The sequence below is a fragment of the Streptomyces violaceusniger Tu 4113 genome (genome assembly GCF_000147815.2).
Lineage (GTDB): Bacteria > Actinomycetota > Actinomycetes > Streptomycetales > Streptomycetaceae > Streptomyces > Streptomyces violaceusniger_A.
The window spans coordinates 8,535,790-8,553,998 of record NC_015957.1; the positions used below are offsets into that span (position 1 = coordinate 8,535,790).

Sequence of the window (18,209 nt, forward strand, 5' to 3'; positions counted from 1 at the left end):
CATCCTCACACATTCCGACTGACACATTCCGAAAGGGCATGTCTCCTATGCCAGACCCTCGCTGGTGGAATGCCTTGACCAGCCGCACGCTGGAGGAGCGACAGCAGGCAAGCCATCCCAAAGGGAGCACCAATCATCATGGCGAAGACGTGGTTCATCACGGGCAGCTCGAGAGGGTTCGGCCGCGAGTGGGCGGACGCCGCGCTCGAACGCGGCGATCATGTCGCGGCGACGGCCCGGGATATCAGCCACCTGAACCCCCTGGTCGAGCGGTACGGGGATGCGGTGCTGCCGTTGCGCCTCGACGTCACCGACCGGGCCGCGGTGCATGCGGCAGCGCAGCGCACCCATGCGCATTTCGGTTCGCTGGACATCGCGGTGAACAACGCCGGCTATGGGCATTTCGGCATGGTCGAGGAGCTGACCGAGGACGAGCTCCGGGCTCAGATGGAGACGAACTTCCTGGGTGCGGTGTGGGTCACACAGGCCGTTCTGCCCCTCATGCGGGCGCAGCGATCGGGACGGATCCTGCAGGTGACCAGCGAGGGCGGCGTACGGGCTTTCCCCGGCATCGGCGCGTACCACGCCTCCAAATGGGCCCTTGAGGGATTGTCGGAGTCCCTGGCACAAGAAGTGGCGGCCTTCGGCATCCATATCACCAACGTCGAGCCCGGCCCCTATGCCACCGACTGGCTGGCGCGCGGGGCACGGCACAGTGAGCGGCACCCGGACTACGCCGAAGTCCACGAGGCCACCGCGGTGGATTTCGAGGTCGGCGACCCGCGCGCGACCCGCGACGCGATTCTCCGGATCGTCGACGCGGAGCGGCCCCCGCTGAGGATCTTCCTCGGCAAGTCCTTCACCGACGTCGCCGATCTCTACGAGGAGCGTCTGAAGACGTGGCGGGAGTGGCAGCCGGTCTCCCTGGCGGCGTTCGGTTGAGCGGCGCCCCCCGTCGGCGTTCGACCTGCGAGCCCCGCCCGGCGGGGCGGTGACGCCGGACGGGCCGGCGTCGTGTCCGCTCCCGCCACGGCGGGCCAGGGCTCGTCACTCTCTCTGTGATTTACGCTCCGCGGTCCGCGCGCCTGAGCGGGCGCGGGCGGGTCGTCGTCAGGAGAGCCAGTCGGTGTAGCGGGTGGGGGCGAGGTGGGCGCTCTTGTCGGTGAGAACGTCGCCCTTGACGGCGGCGAACATGCCGGCGGTGGGGTCGGTGACGACGGTGCGGTCGTCGCCCTTGTGGGACAGGGTGATCCGGCCCAGCTCGTCCAGGGGGAAGACCTCGGGGCCCGCGATGTTGTGAATGCCACGCACCGGGGCGCCCGCGGCGACCTCCGCCACCGCGGCGGCCACGTCCTTGGCGGCGATCGGCTGGATCGGCGTGGCGGGCAGCCGGACGGTGTCATCGTCGGCGGTCCAGGTCATGACGTCGTCGATGAACTCCATGAACTGCGTCGCCCGGACGATCGAGTACGGGACCGGCCCGGCCGCGAGGATCTCCTCCTGGAGCGCCTTGGCCCGGTAGTAGTCCAGCTCCGGCACCTGGTCCACGCCGACGATCGAGAGGATGACGAAGTGGCCGACGCCGCCCCGCTGGGCCGCGGCCAGCAGATTGTCCATCGAGGTCCGGAAGAAGGCCGGGGAGGCGTCGTCGAAGGTCGGGGAGTTGGTCAGGTTGACGAGGACATCGGCTCCCGCCACCGCCTCGTCCAGCCCCTGGCCGGTGATGACGTCGACTCCGGTGGACTGCGAGTGCGGTACGGCCTCGTGCCCGGCGGCGTTCAGATTCTTGACGACCTGCGATCCGATCAGCCCGGTACCGCCGATGACTGCGAACTTCATGACATGCCCTTCGTCGGGATTGCGTCCGAAATACGGCATATGGATACCCGCGTGAGCGGGCATCCATCAAACTCGGACACATCTTGTCCGAGAAAATACGCGGACACAAGTTGTCCGAGTAGACAGGCTGATTACAGTGGTCCCGTGAAGATGTCCGGCGGAGTCGAGTGGGCCCTGCACTGCTGCGTCGTGCTCACGTCCGTCGAGGAGCCCGTCCCCGCGACCAAGCTGGCGGAGTTCCACGACGTCTCGGCCAGCTACCTGGCCAAACAGCTACAGGCGCTCTCCCGGGCCGGGCTCGTGCGCTCGGTCCAGGGCAAGGCGGGCGGCTACATACTCACCCGGGAACCCGCCTCGATCACGCTGCTCGACGTGGTCGAAGCGGTCGACGGCCCCGCCGCGGCGTTCACCTGCACGGAGATCCGCCAGCGGGGCCCACTGGCCACCCCGGCCGAGTCGTGCACGACACCGTGTCCGATCGCCCGCGCGATGTCCGGGGCGGACGCGGCCTGGCGAGCAGCGCTGCGCGCCGTCTCGATCGCCGATCTGGCGCAGGACGTCGCAGAGACCTCGGGCCCCTCGGCGATGACGCGCGTCAGCGCGTGGCTGACGACGCCGCAGGGGTGAGGGCCGCACCGAGGCCCCTCGAACCCCGAGGACCCCGGGAACCCTGAGGACCCCGGGGTCGCCGGGAACCCTGCGGACCCTGCGGGCCCCGGGAACCCCTGAGGACCCTGCGGACCCCGGGGACCCCGCGGACCCTCAGTAACCGTCGATGAAGCTGACCGTCTCGTCGAGCGGCGCCCGCCCCGTACGCTCAAGACTCTGCGTGACGTCTTCGTACCCGATCGACATGCCGCAGAAGAGCATGAGCTCGTCCGGGGGCGAAACGATCTCCGCGACGCTCTTGCGGAACTTCGCCCATGCCATCTGCGGGCAACTGTGCAGCCCCTCGGCGCGAAGCAGCAGCATGACGGTCTGCAGATACATGCCGACGTCGGACCACTGGGCCGGGCCCAGGTCGCGGTCGATGTAGCAGAACAGGGCGGCGGGCGCGCCGAAACACTGCCAGTTCGCGGAGGCGGCCCGCTGGCGCGCCTCCGTGTCCTCGCGCGCAACACCGAGTGCCCCGTAGCGCTGCGCGCCGAAGGCGGATCGGCGATCGCTGTACGGGGACTTCAAATGGGGCGGGTACTGCACATACTCCGCCTCGTCCCAGGGTTCGCCCGCGTCCAGGCGCTCGCCGGCCCGCTTTTTGAGCTCGGCGAGCGGGCCGCCAGTCACCACGTAGATGTTCCACGGCTGAATGTTCGATCCGGACGGTGCCCACGCCGCTGCGGACAGCACACGCTCCAGCACCTCTCTCGGGACGGGCTGGTCGGTGAACCCACGCACTGCCCGTCGACTCGCGACCGCCTCATAGACGTCCAAGATCGTCCATCTCCCCTCTGCTCAACCCGCCGCTACGGGACTCTCTCCGTTACACTCACTACAGTATCATTCAATACTATCTCGTGTTTAACTATCTCGAGCGTCAATGCTCAGCCCCTGCCCCCGGGCTCCCCGCCTCGGGCGTCACTCTTGGAGAAAGTTCATGGTCACGCTGCTGCACATCGACACGTCCGTGCTTCCGGGCAAGGCTTCCTCGTCCCGTTCGGTCACGGCCGCCTTCCGCACGACATGGGAGGAGCAGCACCCGGAGGGCACGGTGATCTACCGCGACCTCGCCGCCAACCCCGTCCCGTACATGACCGCCGCCGCCTGGTCCGCCGGTTACACCGCCCCGTCCGAGCGCACCACGGAGCAGTCCACGGCGTTCGCCGTGCGCGAGAAGCTCATGGAGGAACTGGAGCAGGCGGACGCCGTCCTGATCGCCGCCCCCATGCACAACTTCTCGATCCCCTCGACCCTCAAGGCATGGCTCGACAACGTGCTCCTGCTCGGCCGCACCGCGGGCGAGTCCCCCTCCGCCGAGGGCACGCCGACCGTCGTCGTCGCCAGCCGCGGCGGCTCCTACGCACCGGGCACCCCGCGCGAGGGCTTCGACTTCGTGCAGAACTACCTGGAGGCCGTCCTCAAGCGCACCCTGGGCCTGGACCTCGACTTCATCGTCCCGGAGCTCACCATGGCCCCCCGCAACCCGGCCATGTCCGACCTGATCCCCCTCTACGAGGCATCCCGCGAGCGCGCCTTCGAGGACGCGACCACCAAGGCCATGGACCTCGCGAAGCGCCTCGCCGCGTAGCCCGTGCCGGACGCTGGACGCCGCGCGACGCCGAGCCCCCGGGCCGGTCACGCGGCGCCCTCGTCCGCCGCGCAAGGACAGAGAGGCGCCGAGGACAGCCTCAAGACACTCTGCGATGCGGGCCTCGGCGAAACACACCCACACAGCGGGCAACCGTCACGCGGACGCGCCTACGCCTAACCCTCCGCCGGATAGGCGAACCGGTTCAGCAGATCCATCAGCCGCTCGGGCTCACCGGCCCCCAGCTCGGCAACCAGCCGCTCAGCCAGCGGCTCCGCCGCCACATGAGCCGCGTCGAAAAGCTCCATACCCTGAGGCGTGATCTCCACCGCCCGCACCCGCCGATCCCCCGGAACGGCCTTCCGTACGACCAGCCCCTTACGCTCCAGGTCGTCCACGACCCGCATGATCCCCGCCTTGTCCGACCCCGTCGCCGCCGCCAGATCCCGCTGCACCGTGGGCCCGTAGTCGACCAGCACGATCAACACGGCAAAATGCCGCAACTCGATGCCGAGCGGCCGAAGCGCCTCCGCCATCACCGCAGCCGCCCGCCAGTGCGCCCGGCGCAGCAGCAACCCGAGAGCGAACGGCGAGGCATCCCCGACGCGACCGGTCGCACGCGAGGCGGTGGGCTGGGGCGGAACATCGGCGGTCATGAGGCCACATTACAGCCATTCATCCGTTCGATACGGTTTCACTTGAAACCAAATCCGGCGACGAGGCTTCCGCGCCCGCTACGACTTCTCCCCCAGCGCCACCCGGAGCCAGTCGAGAGACCCCTGACTCAGGAGTTCGTCAGCGAGACGCCTGCCGCTCTCCGTCACCAACCGGCCACGGCTGTTGTCGACCCATCGCTGAGCGTTTTCGTACCCCTGGGACAGATATTCGAGTCCCTGCAGCAGGCACTCAAGCTTGTCCGCGTCCCGAGCACATACCGCCTCGGGCGACTCCTTCGCTTCGTACTCACCGACCCATGCCCGTACAGCGGAGGCGAGCACCTCGGGCATATCGGCGGTCTGGTCCGCGGTCACCGCCTGCGGGTCGGGGCCGGGCGCGTACTTCTTGCCCAGATGGTTCATGTCGCCGGTACGCGTCTCCTGAGAGTCGTGCCAGACGGCCATAAGAGCCGCTCGCGCCGGATCGGCGCCTTCGAGCTGGGCGATGACCGAGGCGATCAACGACGTGCGCCAGGAATGCTCGGCGACGGATTCCGGGTCACGCACACCGGCCATCCACCAGCCCGTCCTGCGGTTCTGCTTCAGCGCACCGGCTTCGAACAGAAAACGTGCCACCGCATGCAGGTCGTCAGCCACCGTCAACTCCTCTCAGCCCCCTCGTCCGGCCCTCGGCTCGGCGAGAGGGCTGTCGTCTGTCTCGGTAGATGCTGCTCAGCGCTGCGGGCGGGCGATCAGCCGGACATCTGGGCCGGACCGCGCCACGTCCACCAGCTCACACCGGAGGATGTCGTCAATCGTCTCGATGGTGCCGCCTTCGAGTCCGCTCTTCCCGCGGCCGAGGAGCGCGGGCGCGATGTAGGCAACGATGCGGTCGACCAGGCCGGCCGAGACGAACGACGCGGCGAGCGTGGGGCCGCCCTCGAGGAACATCCCGCGCACGCCGCGCCGGTGCAGTGCACGGAGAAGTGCCTCCACGTCCAAGCCGACCTTCGCGCGGGGCAACCGTACGACGGTGGCCACACCCTCCAGGTGGGATGCGTCAGCGTCGTCGGCAACGGCGATCATGGTGGGCGCGGCATCGTCGAGGACCCGGGCATCGGCCGGGGTCCGGGCGTTGGTGTCGACGATCACGCGCCACGGCTGCTGATCAACCGGCACGGCCACCTTCAGCTTGGGGTCGTCCTTGACCGAACGCACGGCAAGGTGGGGATTGTCGGCCTGCTGGGTGCCGGAACCGACGACGGTCGCCTGGCAAGCTGCGCGTAGCGCGTGGACTTCCGCACGGGACTCCGCGCTGGTGATCCACTGGCTGGTGCTGTCCGCCGCGGCGATCCGGCCGTCCAGCGTGGCCGCGTACTTGTAGACGACGAATGGCCGCCCATCGACTGTGTGCCACTCGTCCGTGCCTACCAGCTCGCTGACGTGCATGGGCTCCTCCAGACAGATCTTGGTTCCGCGCAGCCTAGTCACGCGGCGGCGACTGCCTCCGCCAGGTCTTGCACCATCGCTGTGCGTCGCCACGGAGCCAAGCCGGTGACAACCCGCCGGAGTTCTGCCGTGGTGCGACGCGACTCGGTCTCACGGCTGATCTCCAGTGCTTCCATGGCGGTGGCACAGGCTGCGTCGGGGGCACGGTCGGCGGCGTGCGCGCTGGCGAGCCGGGCCAGATGGAGGCCCCGCTCGCGCTGGTATATGGCCGGCCAGCGGTCGAGGGCTTGCCGGTAGGTGGTCACCGCGTCCGTCGGCTTGCCCAGCCGGAGGTAGCACGTTGCCCGCTGAGCGTGGACGTACGCGCGGTTGCAGTAGCCGCCGAGCTGATCGTTTACCGCCTCGTCGCCCTCGACGAGGGCTTGGGCAGCGTCGAGCGCGCGGAGGGCCGGCAGTTCGCCTCCGATGAGGGCATGTCCATGTGCTGCCTGGAGGTGGGCGGAGGCGAAGATACGTGCGGGCACGTCGCCGCGAACGCGCAGGGCCGCCGACGCCAGGCCAACTGCCCGCTGTTGCTGCCTGAGCCCGACGGACTGCTGTGCCTTGCGCATCAGAATGAAGGCTTGCCGCACGGGATCATCGGCTTCCTGCGCCCATTCCATCGCACGGTCGGACCACCACAGGGCCTGCTCGGGGCGGCCGAGGTCCTCGTACAACCAGCCGGCGAACTCGGCCCACTCCGCACCGGTTTGGAGGATCGCCCGGCGGAGAGGGCCATGTGCTCCGGGAAGCAACTGCTGCTCGATGACCGTGAGGTGGTCGTGGACGGCGCTGATCGCGGCGTGCGGTCCGTAAAGCCCGTCCGATTGGACCAGGGTGGCGCGCAGCCGCTGGAGGTGGGCGACAACTGCTGGATTGACCGGGCGGCGGTCCGCGGCGCCGGCCGGGGTGGGAAGGATGCCGAGGCCGACCGCCGCTGCGGTGGTGCCCAGGAAGTCACGACGATTCACGTCGGCATGGCGTGGCGCGTCCCCGGCCAGCCCGACGTCGGAGGGGTCCATGCCGAGCCGGTCGGCGACGAGCGCGAGCACATCGACATCGCGCGCCGACTGGCGGCCGCGTTCCAGACGGCTGATGGTGCTTTGGCTGTACCCGCATATATCGGCCAGCTGCTGCTGGGTCCACCCGCGTGCCCGACGGGCAGCCGAGATGGCTTCGCCTGCGCTGGAGTGCTGCCCTAACTGCCCCATACACGGTCCCGGTCTGCGGTGGCGTGGCTCGATAAGGAGATACCCACAGTAGCGGTCCGGTCGCATACGCATGCAGGTCCTGCATAGGCGCAGCGTGTGATGCATGCGGCGGGGACAGCGGTGTGGCGTGCGCGTTTGTCTGGATGCATGAGGCGAGACGCACTGCCGGAGGCATCCTTATGAAAGCCGCAGATCCTCTGTGGACACCACCGTCCTCCATGGACATCGAGGCGTTACCCGCAGGCACATGGTGGGACGCCGTGCGGGCCGCGCCCGCTGTAGGCGAACGCGCCCTGGACATGATCGGCAACGAGACCGGCGCCGTCATCCAGGACAAGTACGGCACCCTCTACTGGCTCGTCCAGGTGGGCTCGGCCACGAGCTGGCATCTGCGGCAAGTCCGAGTCCTCACCAAGCTGGCGGATGAGAGCACCTACCTCGGCGTGCCGCCCGTCACCTGGACCAAGGGCCCCCGCACCCACTGGCGCGTCCCGCTCATCGCCGACCGCTACCTGACCGAGGCCGGGAAGCTGTGGAAGGCGCTGACCGAGGCCGACCGCGCCGAGTACGGACACGTACCGGACGGCCGACAGCTCTGCGACCGCTGCCAACTGCCCACCAGCGAACCGATCCCGGTCGACGTGGAGAACGGCGGCAGCGGCAGCGCCGCCGGCAAGGCCACGTACGCCTGTCCCACCCACGCGCCGCTCTACCCGAAGCGCCCGCGCCCAAGGAGCCTCACCAGCACGGTGGCGGCCGACCACGAGGGGCGGCCATGACAGCGGTCACGCCCTCTGCGCTCCCGGGCGTAGAGCTGCCGAACCCGGACACCCTGACCGGGCCCCAACTCCAGGGCTGGCACTGCGCCCTGTGCGAGCGGCGGCTCTTCGCCGACCAGCGGCTCGGCATGGTCGAGTGGACCTGCGGCGGCACCACCGAGGTGGTCGAGCTGTGGGTGTGCCGACCGCTGTGCAAGGAGGCCGCCGATACGTAGGGCCGCGCTGTGCGCCTTCCGTACCGCCCGGCCGGGCCTGCTGCTCAGCGCGATCCCCGCGCTACTGGCGATCGCCGCCTACCTCTGCATCGCGGGCGATCCGGCCCGATAGACCGGGTGGGCCGCTGGGCTCCGGACCCCCGCCGGAGCGCGCGACCAGCGGCCCACCTTCAAGACCCCCTGCCGGTCGGCCCAGCCGAGGCGCGGCCGCCGACAAGACAGGGGATGAAGGGACTCCGGCCCGGACTGGGACCCCGGGCCGGGGCCCGCCCCGAAGTCCCGTTCCGGCCGCTTGGCAACCCGTCGGAAAGCGCTGACTCCCGTACACATCGCCCGTACTCTCGACTGCAGGAGGTGACCACCGTGTCGCAATGGGTAAACCCTCGGGCGGTCGAGATCGTGCGATTCGCGGGCCAGTTCCAGGCGCCTGACGAACTCCCGGATGACGCCTGCCGATGCTGGGCCGGCCGTCGACGGCGATGGGGCGCGGCTCAGCGCCCTCGACGGCTCGCGGCCACCGTGTTCGTTGGCGCTGAAGGGGCGCTCTACGCCGTGCCGTGCAATCGGTGCGGCGGCACGGGAGTCGCCCCGTGATGGCGATTCCTGAAAACGGCTCTGGCCGCAATTCCGTGAAAGCGCAGGTCAGAGACGGAAAGGTAACACCCTTCACCTGGGTGTCCGCTCCGTGGCGATCACTCGGGGACGTATGGACAGCGGTCGGCTGTCTCGTGATGATCGATGACGCGGCCGGTTCACGCCTGGAACTCGGTGAGATCGATGGCGCGAACGCGCAGCGGATAGGCATACACCGGGTGCGCCGTCTCTCGCTCGGGCACCATGCCGAGCTTTCGGATGACGTTCTCGGAGGCGTCGTCACCCATTCGGTTGATGCTGATGATGCGGTCGAGGCCGCGGTCCTGGAGCGCGAACTCCAGCGTGGCGTGGGCGGCTTCGGATGCGTATCCCTGGTCCCAGAACTGTGAGCCGAGCCGCCAGCTGATGGCCACGGCGGGCAGTACCTCCGGCAGGAACTCGGGCACGGACAGACCCGTGAAGCCTGCCAGTTCACCCGAGGCCAGCAGCTCGACGGCGAAGAGTCCGAAGCCCTCCTCGTCCCATTCCTCCTCCCACCGCTCGATGGCCTCTGCCGTATGGTCCAGGTCGCGCACCGAGCCGTCGTCAATCCAGCGCATGACCCGCGGGTCCGCGTTGATGTCCGCCATCGGCGCGAGGTCGTCCTCATGCCAGCGACGGAGGAGGAGGCGGGGTGTGCGAATCTCGGTCATGGCGCCCATCCTGCCGAAGGCGACGGCCGCATCGGTAATCCGGCGCTCGCCCGTGCTGCCGCTCCGGGACGCAAGGCATCAAGCCGAGCCGCCTGCACCGCACACTGTGACGGGTGAAACATCGGGCCGACGGCCGGGCAGATGACGTGCCACTTCGGCAGCGCGGTCGAGAGGTGAAACGGATCGGTGGCGGCCTGCCGCAGCACCAAGATCGTTCACGGAATCGCGGTCAGAGCCCTGAAAACGACCAGGGACACTCCTCACCCCACTCCGTCCGGTGCGCAACGGGCTGGGGGCTCGGCGAGCGACAGGTCGTCGATGAGGAGGTGATGCTCAATGCGCGTACGAGTTGGGTCAGCTCCTCGCGGAAGAGTGTGTCCGGGCTCACCGTCTGGGTGCGCATATGCCCGTAGATCTCTCGAGGACAGCCTGCCGGACGGCGGTCTGCTCGGCATCGGTATGGGTCGGCCAGGGGCATGAGTTGTTCTGCTCGATAACGACCCTTTACCTCGGCACTGACGACAGCTCTATCGAGGCGTCGAACGCCAGGGACGCAGCCCCTATTCGGTCTCGAGGAGACTCAGCAGCATCCGACGCAGTTCGGACTGGTCTCGTTCGTCGAGCCGCGCCATCATCGTGGAGAACTCCGAGGCAAGAGCCTCGAGGGCCTTGGCGCGCACGCGCCGCCCCTCGGAAGTGGTCGTGAGGCGATGGCGGCGCAAGTCGCTCTCGTCGATCTCTCTGCGCACCAGCCCGCGGTCAACGAGGTTCCGCAAGTACGTCGTGACGCTCGCCTTCGGAAGCATCAGCTTCCGGGTGAGCTCGGCCGGGTACTTGCATGCGTCCACCTCGTCGAGGACGAAGAACTCCTTCGTCTCGAGCCCCAGCTCTTCGAGCTGCGGGGCGGCGGCGTTCATGACCCTGGTCAGAAGTCGTTGGTTCAACTTCCACAGCTCAGCAGCGTCATCCGTCGGCATGGCATTCCTTGAGGTATGGTACGGCCTTGCGCTAGTTCGGTTTGGAACTAGCTGGAAACCGAACAGCTTCGAAGGATTCTACGCGGAAGGCGCTGACCCCTCGTGCCACAGCACATCTCCATCCCTCGCGGCGCCATCGATCTCGCCGCCGATCTCCACCTCCCCGAGGGCTTCGACGCCGCGGAACCTCGGGCCGCGGTCGTGCTCGCCACGCCAGGGAGCAGCGTCAAGGAGCAGATAGGTGCGAACTACGCGTCCCGACTCGCCAAGAACGGCTTCGCCGCGCTCACGTTCGACCCGGCCCATCAAGGGCAGAGCGGTGGACAGCCTCGTGACCTCGAAGATCCTTATCGTCGCGGCGAAGACATCTCCTACGCGATCGACGAACTGAGCACCATTCCAGGCATCGATCCCCAGCGGATCGGCGCGCTCGGCATCTGCGCCGGCGGCGGCTACGCCGTGCACACGGCTCGCACGGATCACCGCATCAAGGCGATCGCCACCGTCGTCGCCGGCAACATGGGCGAGTCCTGGCGCGGGCCCGGCTTCTCCCCCAGCGGCCCCGCCGCAACACTCGACGATCTTGCCGCGGCGCGGACGCGGGAGGTCATCGGGCAAGACCTTCAGCGGGTCAACTGGCTGCCGGACACCCTCGAGGACGCGGCGGCGGCCGGATTCACCGACATCGACACCACTCAGGCGATCACGTACTACCGAACACCACGAGGCGGCAGCGAGCACTCGACCAACCGTCGCCTTCGCCGCAGCGACTCGCTGCTCCTCGGCTACGACGCCTTCCACCTCGTCGACCGGCTGCTCACCCAACCGCTCCAGGTGATCGTCGCAGGGCGCCGGGGGAACACCGGCCAGTACGAGGCGGGCATGAAACTGTGGAAGCTGGCCCCCAACCCCATCGATCTGCTCATCGTCGAAGGCGCCGGACACTACGAGATGTACGACGAGCCCCGATACGTCGACCAGGCAATTGCACGCCTGACAGCCTTCTACAGCGAGTATCTGTAGCCGTTGGCTTGGGGTCGTCGTTGCTACCAGGCGTTGTCCGTGCCGAGGAACAGCTCGGCGATCCGCCACTCGCCCCCGGCGTGGTCGAGCCTGAAGGTGTAGAAGCCGGTCGCGACCACGCCCCCGCTCCCGTTCCCACTCCCGCCCGCGTTCCACGTGAGCATGAGGTAGGCGTGCACCAGCGCCGTATCGGCGTCCGCGCTGTGGAAGACGACGTTGACCAGATTGTGCCGTCGCTGGTCGGTCTCCGCGTCCATCGCCTCTCGTACGAACGCGAGGATTGCCTCGCGTCCGGCGACGGGCCCGAGGCCGGTCTCGCCAGCGATCTTGAACGCCCAGGTGGCGTCCTCGGTCAGGACGGCCCCCAGCGCCGCCAGGTCCTGCTGGTCCAGGGCGAAGGCGTAGCGGGCCAGCGTCTGGTGGACGGCGAGCTGCTCGGCCGGGTCGAGGGCCACCTTTCCCGGGCGGATCGCGGCGAGGTGGGCGCTTCCCCAGCCGGGCGCGGCCTTCGCGCTCATGCGGCCGTCAGGACGATCTTGCCCTGGAGATGTCCCTGGGCAGCTCGCTCGTGCGCCGCACGGGCGTCCTCGAGCGGGAAGGTGCTGTCGATCGCCACGCGGATCGTGCCGTCCGCGAGCAGGCGCCCGATCTCGGCGAGCTGCGCGCCGTTCGAGCGGACCTGGGCGGCCGTGACCGTGACACCCAGCTTCGCGTTCTCCTCGTCGTCGAACTCGCCGAAGTACACCGGGTAGAGGGACCCGCCGCGCTTGAGGGTGCGCAGGAAGCGCCTGCTGTCGGGGCCCCCGACGGTGTCCAGCACGAGATCGACGTCACGGACGACGTCCTCGGGCCGCTTCTTGGTGTAGTCGATGAACTCGTCGGCGCCGAGCTCGCGCAGGACCGTCTCGTGGGCGCCGGAGGCCACGGCGATGACGCGGGCTCCCTTCCACTTGGCGAGCTGGAGAGCGAGGTGCCCCACGCCACCGGCGGCGCCGTTGACGAGCACCGTCTTCTCGCTGTCGAGTGCCATCGGGCGGTGCTGGGCCGCCTGGAACGGCGAGGGGTGGTCGTGCCCGAGCTCGATCAGGAACTGCCACGCCGTCAGCCCCGACATGGCCAGGGCGGCGGCGTGCGCGTGGTCGACGCCGGCCGGCTTGGGGGCGAAGTCGGATGCCGGTGCGGTGACGTACTCGGCGTAGGCGCCGGCCTGGAGCGCGGTGGGGAAGCGCAGCAGGCCGAACACCTCGTCTCCGGCCGCGAAGCCCTCGCCGTCGGCGACATCGGCGGCGACGGCTTCCACGACGCCCGAGACGTCGGTCCCCGGAATCAGGGGGAGATTCATCGGGGGCTTCAGCTCGGCCGGTACGTCGGGCATTCCCTCGCGGGCGTACCAGTCAGGCGGGTTGACGCCGACCGCGTGGACGCGGACGAGCACCTCGCCCGGCCCCGGTCCGGGAACGGGCACCTCCTCGTGACGCAGCACCTGGGGGCCGCCGAACTCGTGCAGCCGGATCGCCTTCATGGTCTGTGCGGTCTGTGTGGGCACAGCTCTCTCCTGCGTCTCCCCGAGGGGTAAACTAAGTGAACCACAGATCCGTTTTTCCGGACCAGTGATCCGATTATACGGGTCAGTGATCCGGATATTCAAGGGAGGGCAGATGAGGGCGGATGCCCAGGCCAACCATGACCGTCTGCTGGCCGTCGCCGGCGCCGTCATCACCGAGCAGGGCGTCGACGCGTCGATGCGCGATATCGCCCGCCGGGCCGGGGTGGGGCTGGCGACGCTGTTGCGCCACTTCCCGACCCGGGAGGCGCTGCTCGAGGCCCTGCTCCGCACGAGCTTCGACGAGCTGACGGCGCGGGCGGCCGAGGTCGAGACCACGAGCTCGCCCCAGGACGCGGTGATGTTGTGGCTGCGCGACTTCGTCGCGTGCACGAAGAACTACCGCGGCGTGGTGACGGCGATGGTGAAAGCGATCGAGGACCCCGAATCCGCGCTCCACACCTCCTGCGTCACGATGCGCGGGGCCGGCACCCGGCTCCTCAACCGCGCCCAGGCCGCGGGCGTGGCGCGGACCGACATCGACGGCGCCGACCTCTTCGCCCTGGCCTCGTCGCTCGCCTGGCTCGGCGACCAGCCCGGGCTCGAGGCGCGCGCCGAGCACCTCTTCGGGGTGGTGGTGAGCGCGATCCTTACGGATCGAGCGGTGTGACGCCGGAGGCGGCGCCCGTACCCGCACCGGGACCCGCAGCCGCACCCGCACCCGCACCCGGACCCGCAGCCGCACCCGGACCCGCGCCCGGGGAAGTGCGGCGCCGAAGCATGCGCCGCGGCCGGTACGGGCGGCGCGTACGACGGCGCGGTGTCCTCACCGGCACCCGCGCCCGCGCCCCCGCCGACCACACACCTCTCAGGCGGCGAACGCGTCCACGCCGGTCAGCTCGGCGGACAGTGCCCACAGGCGGGCGGCCTGCTCCGGGTCCATGGCCCACTCCTTGACGCCGACCCGGGAGCCGTCCGCCGGGGCGGGCTCGGCGATATCGCAGTCGTCCAGGTAGACGCCGCCCATGCCGTTGAGCTGGGGGGAGGTCGCCGCCCACACCTGCGTGGCCGCACCCTGCTCCGGTGTCTTGAACGCCTCGGGGTGGAGCAGGTTGCCGTCCGCGTCGATCCAGCCCCGCTCCACCATCTCCTCCTTCGGCAGATGCCGCTGAAGCGGAGTGAGGATGCCACCGGGGTGCAGCGAGAAGGCCCGCACGCCCCGCTCCCGGCCGAGGCGGTCGAGGTGCACGGCGAACAGCGCGTTGGCTGTCTTGGCCTGGCCGTACGCCTCCCACTTGTCGTAGCCGTGGCGCCAGTGGACGTCGTCCCAGCGGACGGGGGAGGCATGGTGGCCGGTGGAGGAGACCGAGACGACGCGGGCGCCGCCCGGCTCGATCGCCGGCCACAGTCGGTTGACGAGGGCGAAGTGGCCGAGGTGGTTGGTGGCGAACTGGGCCTCCCAGCCCGGCCCGACCCGGGTCTCGGGGCAGGCCATGATTCCCGCGCTGTCGATGACGATGTCCAGGGTCCGGCCCGAGGCGAGGAACCGCTCGGCGAAGCCGCGCACGCTGTCCAGGTCGCCGAGGTCGAGTTCGTCCACCTCGACACCGTCGATCCCGGCCAGGCCCTCCTGCGCCGCGCCGACCCGGCGGGCCGGGACCACGACACGGGCGCCGGCCTTCGTCAGTGCGCGCGTGGTCTCGACGCCGATGCCCGAGTAGCCGCCCGTCACCAGGGCGAGCCGACCGGTGAGGTCGATGCCCGCGAGGACGTCGTCGGCGGTGCTCCGGGCGCCGAAACCCGAACCGATCTTGTGCTGGGGTGTGGTGCTGTCGCTCATGGCCGCACGCTACGGATTCGAGTGCGCTCGAAGTCAAGCGCGGCCCGCGGCGGTGGCCCGGACAGGCCGCGAACGAGGAAGCGGCCCCGACCGGACGGACGAATCGTGCCCGCACGACGTGCCCTTCCGGCGGGCCCCACTGAAGCTCCTCTGGCCGTGGCCCGTCAATGCTCGCCGTCAGCCCGAAGTGACCACGACGGTGCTGTGGAGGTCAGGCGGATAGAGGCACCATACTCACCGCGCGGTAGTCGTACCCGTCCTGTTTGAAGCCGGGGGCTTCCCACTCGAGGTCCACCTGCTGTCCGGGCGACAGCGTGCGGAAGCCGGTCACCTGGATATCGGAGAAGTGGCCGAAGCAGCCGCCCGGCGTCTCGGGCGAGTCGAGCACGCCCCAGCCTTCCTCATCGCTCCACTCACGGACCGTCGCAGTCACCATGGGGGAACCCTACGGCTTCCGCCCGGGCCCGGGGCGGCCCCGGCCGTCGATGGTTTCGGTCACGCCCGCAATGCGTCGACCGCGGTGTCGATGGCGGCCAGGGCCGCCGTCCTGTCGAGACCTGCCCTCGATACGAGCGAGAGCCCTTGGACGATGTACAGCAGTAGCTGGGCCTGGGCCTCGGGGTGGGTGCTGTCAGTGACTTCTCCGGTGGCCTGCGCGCGGCGGAGTGCGTCGGTGACGATGTCGGTGAACCGGCGATATGAGCGGGTGACGATTTCCGTGGCTTCGCTGTCGTGGGGTACGAGTTCGGCGGTGGTGTTGCCGACCAGACAGCCGTGCGGTACGCCCACGTCGGAGATCAGTTCGTCCAGGCGTGCTGGGTGGGTCAGGATCTCGCGCAGCGCCGGCAGGAGTGGGGCGGTGTCGAGCGCGGTGATCAGGTGCCGCTCGTACACATCCCAGTAGAGCCTGACGGCATCGAGGTAGAAGCGGCGCTTGTCGCCGAACGTTCCGTAGAGGCTGCCGCGCTCGACGGCCAGCGCGTCGACCAGGTCCTGGATCGATGTCGCCCCGTATCCCCGGGACCAGAACAGCTCAAGTGCGCGCGCCAGCGTCTGGTCCTTGTCGAACTCGCGGGGGCGTCCGGTTCGTGCCACCTGGCCGAGACTACAACTTCTTGACAGGGCGTTCAAGAAGTCATAGCTTCGCCATCACATGACTTTTGGAACGGCCGCACAGAAGTCGACGGATTTCTCCATCGAGGTCGGCTGGCGGCCGAATGGTGCCTGCCTCGTGCTGACGGGACAGTCCGTCAGCGTTGTCAATCTCGCGCCTCGGCGCCAAGTAAGGAGAATCAGTTCATGGGTCGTCTTGAGGGAAAGCACGCACTGATCACAGGGGGAACGAGCGGCATTGGCCTTGAGACGGCCCGTGAGTTCCTCGCCGAGGGAGCGTCTGTCGCGATCACCGGCCGCTCGCAGGAAAGATTGGACGAGGCCGCCCGGCAATTGGAGGGTCCGCTGCTGCCCATCGTCAGCGACGCCGGCGGCGTACCCGGCCAGGCGGCGCTCGCATCGCGGCTGCAGGCGGAATGGCCAAAGCTCGACATCCTGATGAGCAACGCCGCCGACATCACCCATCTCCCGATCGAGGAATGGACCGAGGAGGCATTCGACAGGCTCCTCGCAACCAATCTCAAATCGCCGTTTTTCCTGATCAGAGATCTGTTGCCGCTCTTCTCGCAGCAATCCTCGATCATTCTCGTCGGTTCGGTTTCCGCTTTCATCGGACACGAGAATGCGACGGTCTACGGTGCGGCCAAGGCGGGCCTGCTGTCCTATACTCGCGGGCTGACCTATGAGTTGAAAGATCGGGGTGTCCGTGTCAACGGACTGAGCCCGGGGCCGACTGTCACCAATGCGTTCAAGCCGCTTGGTTCCGAGCGCCAAGCCGCCATCTACGAGGAACTTCGGCGGACCGTGCCCCTCCATCGCCTAGGGACCGCCACCGAGATGGCGAAGGCAGCCGTCTATCTCGCCTCGGACGAGTCCGCCTACACCGCCGGCACCGTGCTGCGCGTCGATGGCGGCATCGGGGAGCTTGCCTACTAGGCCTGGGCACTGGGCACTAGGTGTGCTGTCCGGAGAGGTTGGCGACGCGGCTGGCTGGGGTGTGGCCGCTGATTCCGGTGTGGGGTCGGTGGTAGTTGTACCAGTCCAGCCAGTCGGGAAACGCTGCCTGGCGTTCGCTTTCTGAGGTGTAGGGCTGCTGGTAGGCCCATTCGTCCAGCAGGGCGCGGTGGAAGCGTTCGACTTTGCCGTTTGTCTGCGGGCGCCAGGGGCGGGTCCAGCGAGGGCTGATGCCCAGATCACGGCAGGTCTGCCGCCAGGTGTTCTTGCTGTAGGCCCAGGCGTTGTCCGTCAGCACCCGCTCGACGGTGGTGTGGCTGACCTGGAACCGTTCAGCGGCCCGCCGCAGCGGCCAGCCGTCCTCGACGACGCACCGGGCCGGACGCAGCCTGCCGGTCGGAGCCATCGGGGCGTTACGGTGGATCAACGAGGGCCTCCTGGGCGTCGGCGGTAGGTGTCGCAATCTCCACCGAAACCAGAAGGCCCTCGCCCCGTTCAAGCACCCCTCACGGCGAGTCGCCCGTCACCAACGTCCCCGGACAGCACAACTAGGCCGTGCCGTGGTTGTGACAAGCCGTCATACGGAACCGACCAGGGCGGCGCATGGGCGTCAGGAATGCATGGCCGCTCGGTCGGACTCGCTGCGCAGGACGCAGAATTCGTTGCCTTCGGGATCAGCGAGGATTGCCCAGCCCGAACCATCCGGATTCCGGTGGTCGGCGACAAAGGTGGCACCGAGGCCCAGCAGCCGGTCCACCTCCTGATCGCGCGAGGTCTCGGGGCGCAAACACAGATGGATCCGGTTCTTGATCGTCTTAGCCTCGGGCACCTGGTTGAAGTGCAGCACCGGGCCCTCCGCCAGCAGCACCTGAGTCTCCCGTTCACCCGGTCTGTCCTCCGGATGCAGCGGTCGGCCTGTCACCTTGCTCCAGAACCGAGCCAGCTCATAGGCATCCGCACAGTCGATCGCCACGTTCTGCACCACCGAGACCATGTGCGCGAGCTTTCCTGATCTCCACGCCGGACGCCACCGAGTTGCG

Annotated in this window: 23 protein-coding genes; 8 read left to right on the plus strand and 15 right to left on the minus strand. The window is 68.7% G+C overall.

Features of this window, described 5'->3' with window-relative positions; genetic code table 11:
* Positions 1-138 precede the first annotated feature (138 nt).
* On the plus strand, positions 139-942 hold the full coding sequence (locus STRVI_RS34990) for an SDR family NAD(P)-dependent oxidoreductase (RefSeq protein WP_014060299.1): 804 nt from the start codon (positions 139-141) through the stop codon (positions 940-942).
* A gap of 168 nt (positions 943-1,110) precedes the next feature.
* Here STRVI_RS34990 and STRVI_RS34995 read toward each other — a convergent pair whose 3' ends face one another.
* Entirely contained in the window at positions 1,111-1,839 is a 729-nt protein-coding gene (locus STRVI_RS34995; RefSeq protein WP_043240843.1) for an SDR family oxidoreductase, read from the minus strand.
* Between the two features lie 150 nt (positions 1,840-1,989).
* Between STRVI_RS34995 and STRVI_RS35000 the strand changes: the two genes are divergently transcribed.
* On the plus strand, positions 1,990-2,466 hold the full coding sequence (locus STRVI_RS35000; RefSeq protein ID WP_014060301.1) for an RrF2 family transcriptional regulator: 477 nt from the start codon (positions 1,990-1,992) through the stop codon (positions 2,464-2,466).
* A gap of 135 nt (positions 2,467-2,601) precedes the next feature.
* On the opposite strand, the gene STRVI_RS35005 is transcribed toward STRVI_RS35000, so the two are convergent.
* A complete protein-coding gene (locus STRVI_RS35005) occupies positions 2,602-3,270 on the minus strand; it encodes a nitroreductase (RefSeq protein WP_014060302.1) in 669 nt (222 codons plus the stop codon).
* Positions 3,271-3,433: 163 nt separating this feature from the next.
* On the opposite strand from STRVI_RS35005, the gene STRVI_RS35010 reads away from it, so the two are divergent.
* The gene (locus STRVI_RS35010; protein WP_014060303.1) at positions 3,434-4,084 is read left to right on the plus strand and encodes an FMN-dependent NADH-azoreductase; all 651 of its coding nucleotides are present in this window, start codon (positions 3,434-3,436) and stop codon (positions 4,082-4,084) included.
* Between the two features lie 176 nt (positions 4,085-4,260).
* Here STRVI_RS35010 and STRVI_RS35015 read toward each other — a convergent pair whose 3' ends face one another.
* From STRVI_RS35015 to STRVI_RS35030, 4 genes are all read right to left on the minus strand, one after another.
* On the minus strand, positions 4,261-4,740 hold the full coding sequence (locus tag STRVI_RS35015) for a MarR family winged helix-turn-helix transcriptional regulator (RefSeq protein ID WP_014060304.1): 480 nt from the start codon (positions 4,738-4,740) through the stop codon (positions 4,261-4,263).
* A 78-nt stretch (positions 4,741-4,818) separates the two neighbouring features.
* On the minus strand, positions 4,819-5,397 hold the full coding sequence (locus tag STRVI_RS35020; RefSeq protein WP_014060305.1) for an HD domain-containing protein: 579 nt from the start codon (positions 5,395-5,397) through the stop codon (positions 4,819-4,821).
* Positions 5,398-5,472: 75 nt separating this feature from the next.
* Entirely contained in the window at positions 5,473-6,189 is a 717-nt protein-coding gene (locus tag STRVI_RS35025) for a RibD family protein (protein ID WP_014060306.1), read from the minus strand.
* A gap of 38 nt (positions 6,190-6,227) precedes the next feature.
* Positions 6,228-7,439: a helix-turn-helix domain-containing protein gene (locus STRVI_RS35030; protein ID WP_014060307.1), complete on the minus strand. Its 1,212-nt coding sequence runs from the start codon at positions 7,437-7,439 to the stop codon at positions 6,228-6,230.
* Between the two features lie 179 nt (positions 7,440-7,618).
* Here STRVI_RS35030 and STRVI_RS35035 point away from each other — a divergent pair, with 179 nt between their 5' ends.
* Both STRVI_RS35035 and STRVI_RS35040 read left to right on the plus strand, forming a co-directional pair.
* Positions 7,619-8,218, plus strand: coding sequence for a hypothetical protein (locus tag STRVI_RS35035; protein ID WP_014060308.1), 600 nt, complete (start codon positions 7,619-7,621; stop codon positions 8,216-8,218).
* Complete coding sequence (locus STRVI_RS35040) at positions 8,215-8,433, plus strand: hypothetical protein (protein ID WP_014060309.1); 219 nt, start codon at positions 8,215-8,217, stop codon at positions 8,431-8,433. The genes STRVI_RS35035 and STRVI_RS35040 overlap by 4 nt, the downstream gene beginning before the upstream one ends.
* Before the next feature lie 752 nt (positions 8,434-9,185).
* Here STRVI_RS35040 and STRVI_RS35045 read toward each other — a convergent pair.
* Both STRVI_RS35045 and STRVI_RS35050 read right to left on the minus strand, forming a co-directional pair.
* A complete protein-coding gene (locus tag STRVI_RS35045) occupies positions 9,186-9,719 on the minus strand; it encodes a GNAT family N-acetyltransferase (RefSeq protein ID WP_014060310.1) in 534 nt (177 codons plus the stop codon).
* Positions 9,720-10,279: 560 nt separating this feature from the next.
* Positions 10,280-10,696, minus strand: a complete 417-nt coding sequence (locus STRVI_RS35050) for a MarR family winged helix-turn-helix transcriptional regulator (RefSeq protein ID WP_014060311.1) — start codon at positions 10,694-10,696, stop codon at positions 10,280-10,282.
* A 102-nt stretch (positions 10,697-10,798) separates the two neighbouring features.
* Between STRVI_RS35050 and STRVI_RS35055 the strand changes: the two genes are divergently transcribed.
* Complete coding sequence (locus tag STRVI_RS35055; RefSeq protein WP_014060312.1) at positions 10,799-11,719, plus strand: alpha/beta hydrolase; 921 nt, start codon at positions 10,799-10,801, stop codon at positions 11,717-11,719.
* Positions 11,720-11,742: 23 nt separating this feature from the next.
* Here the strand turns inward: STRVI_RS35055 and STRVI_RS35060 are convergent, their stop codons facing one another.
* Together STRVI_RS35060 and STRVI_RS35065 are read right to left on the minus strand one after the other, a co-directional pair.
* Positions 11,743-12,237: a nuclear transport factor 2 family protein gene (locus STRVI_RS35060; RefSeq protein WP_014060313.1), complete on the minus strand. Its 495-nt coding sequence runs from the start codon at positions 12,235-12,237 to the stop codon at positions 11,743-11,745.
* Positions 12,234-13,241, minus strand: coding sequence for an NADP-dependent oxidoreductase (locus STRVI_RS35065; protein WP_043240845.1), 1,008 nt, complete (start codon positions 13,239-13,241; stop codon positions 12,234-12,236). Before STRVI_RS35065 ends, STRVI_RS35060 begins: the two co-directional genes overlap by 4 nt.
* A 136-nt stretch (positions 13,242-13,377) precedes the next feature.
* Between STRVI_RS35065 and STRVI_RS35070 the strand changes: the two genes are divergently transcribed.
* Positions 13,378-13,932, plus strand: a complete 555-nt coding sequence (locus tag STRVI_RS35070) for a TetR/AcrR family transcriptional regulator (RefSeq protein WP_014060315.1) — start codon at positions 13,378-13,380, stop codon at positions 13,930-13,932.
* A 198-nt stretch (positions 13,933-14,130) separates the two neighbouring features.
* On the opposite strand, the gene STRVI_RS35075 is transcribed toward STRVI_RS35070, so the two are convergent.
* The 3 genes from STRVI_RS35075 to STRVI_RS35085 form a co-directional block, all read right to left on the minus strand.
* On the minus strand, positions 14,131-15,102 hold the full coding sequence (locus STRVI_RS35075; protein ID WP_014060316.1) for an SDR family NAD(P)-dependent oxidoreductase: 972 nt from the start codon (positions 15,100-15,102) through the stop codon (positions 14,131-14,133).
* Between the two features lie 211 nt (positions 15,103-15,313).
* The gene (locus STRVI_RS35080; protein ID WP_014060317.1) at positions 15,314-15,538 is read right to left on the minus strand and encodes a cold-shock protein; all 225 of its coding nucleotides are present in this window, start codon (positions 15,536-15,538) and stop codon (positions 15,314-15,316) included.
* Positions 15,539-15,597: 59 nt separating this feature from the next.
* Positions 15,598-16,197 (minus strand): TetR/AcrR family transcriptional regulator, encoded by a 600-nt coding sequence (locus STRVI_RS35085; protein WP_014060318.1) that lies wholly within the window; start codon positions 16,195-16,197, stop codon positions 15,598-15,600.
* 204 nt (positions 16,198-16,401) lie between these two features.
* Here STRVI_RS35085 and STRVI_RS35090 point away from each other — a divergent pair, with 204 nt between their 5' ends.
* On the plus strand, positions 16,402-17,151 hold the full coding sequence (locus STRVI_RS35090) for an SDR family oxidoreductase (protein WP_014060319.1): 750 nt from the start codon (positions 16,402-16,404) through the stop codon (positions 17,149-17,151).
* 16 nt (positions 17,152-17,167) lie between these two features.
* Here STRVI_RS35090 and STRVI_RS56540 read toward each other — a convergent pair whose 3' ends face one another.
* A complete protein-coding gene (locus tag STRVI_RS56540) occupies positions 17,168-17,596 on the minus strand; it encodes an IS481 family transposase (protein ID WP_014060320.1) in 429 nt (142 codons plus the stop codon).
* 183 nt (positions 17,597-17,779) lie between these two features.
* Positions 17,780-18,163 (minus strand): VOC family protein, encoded by a 384-nt coding sequence (locus tag STRVI_RS35100; RefSeq protein WP_014060321.1) that lies wholly within the window; start codon positions 18,161-18,163, stop codon positions 17,780-17,782.
* Positions 18,164-18,209 lie beyond the last annotated feature (46 nt).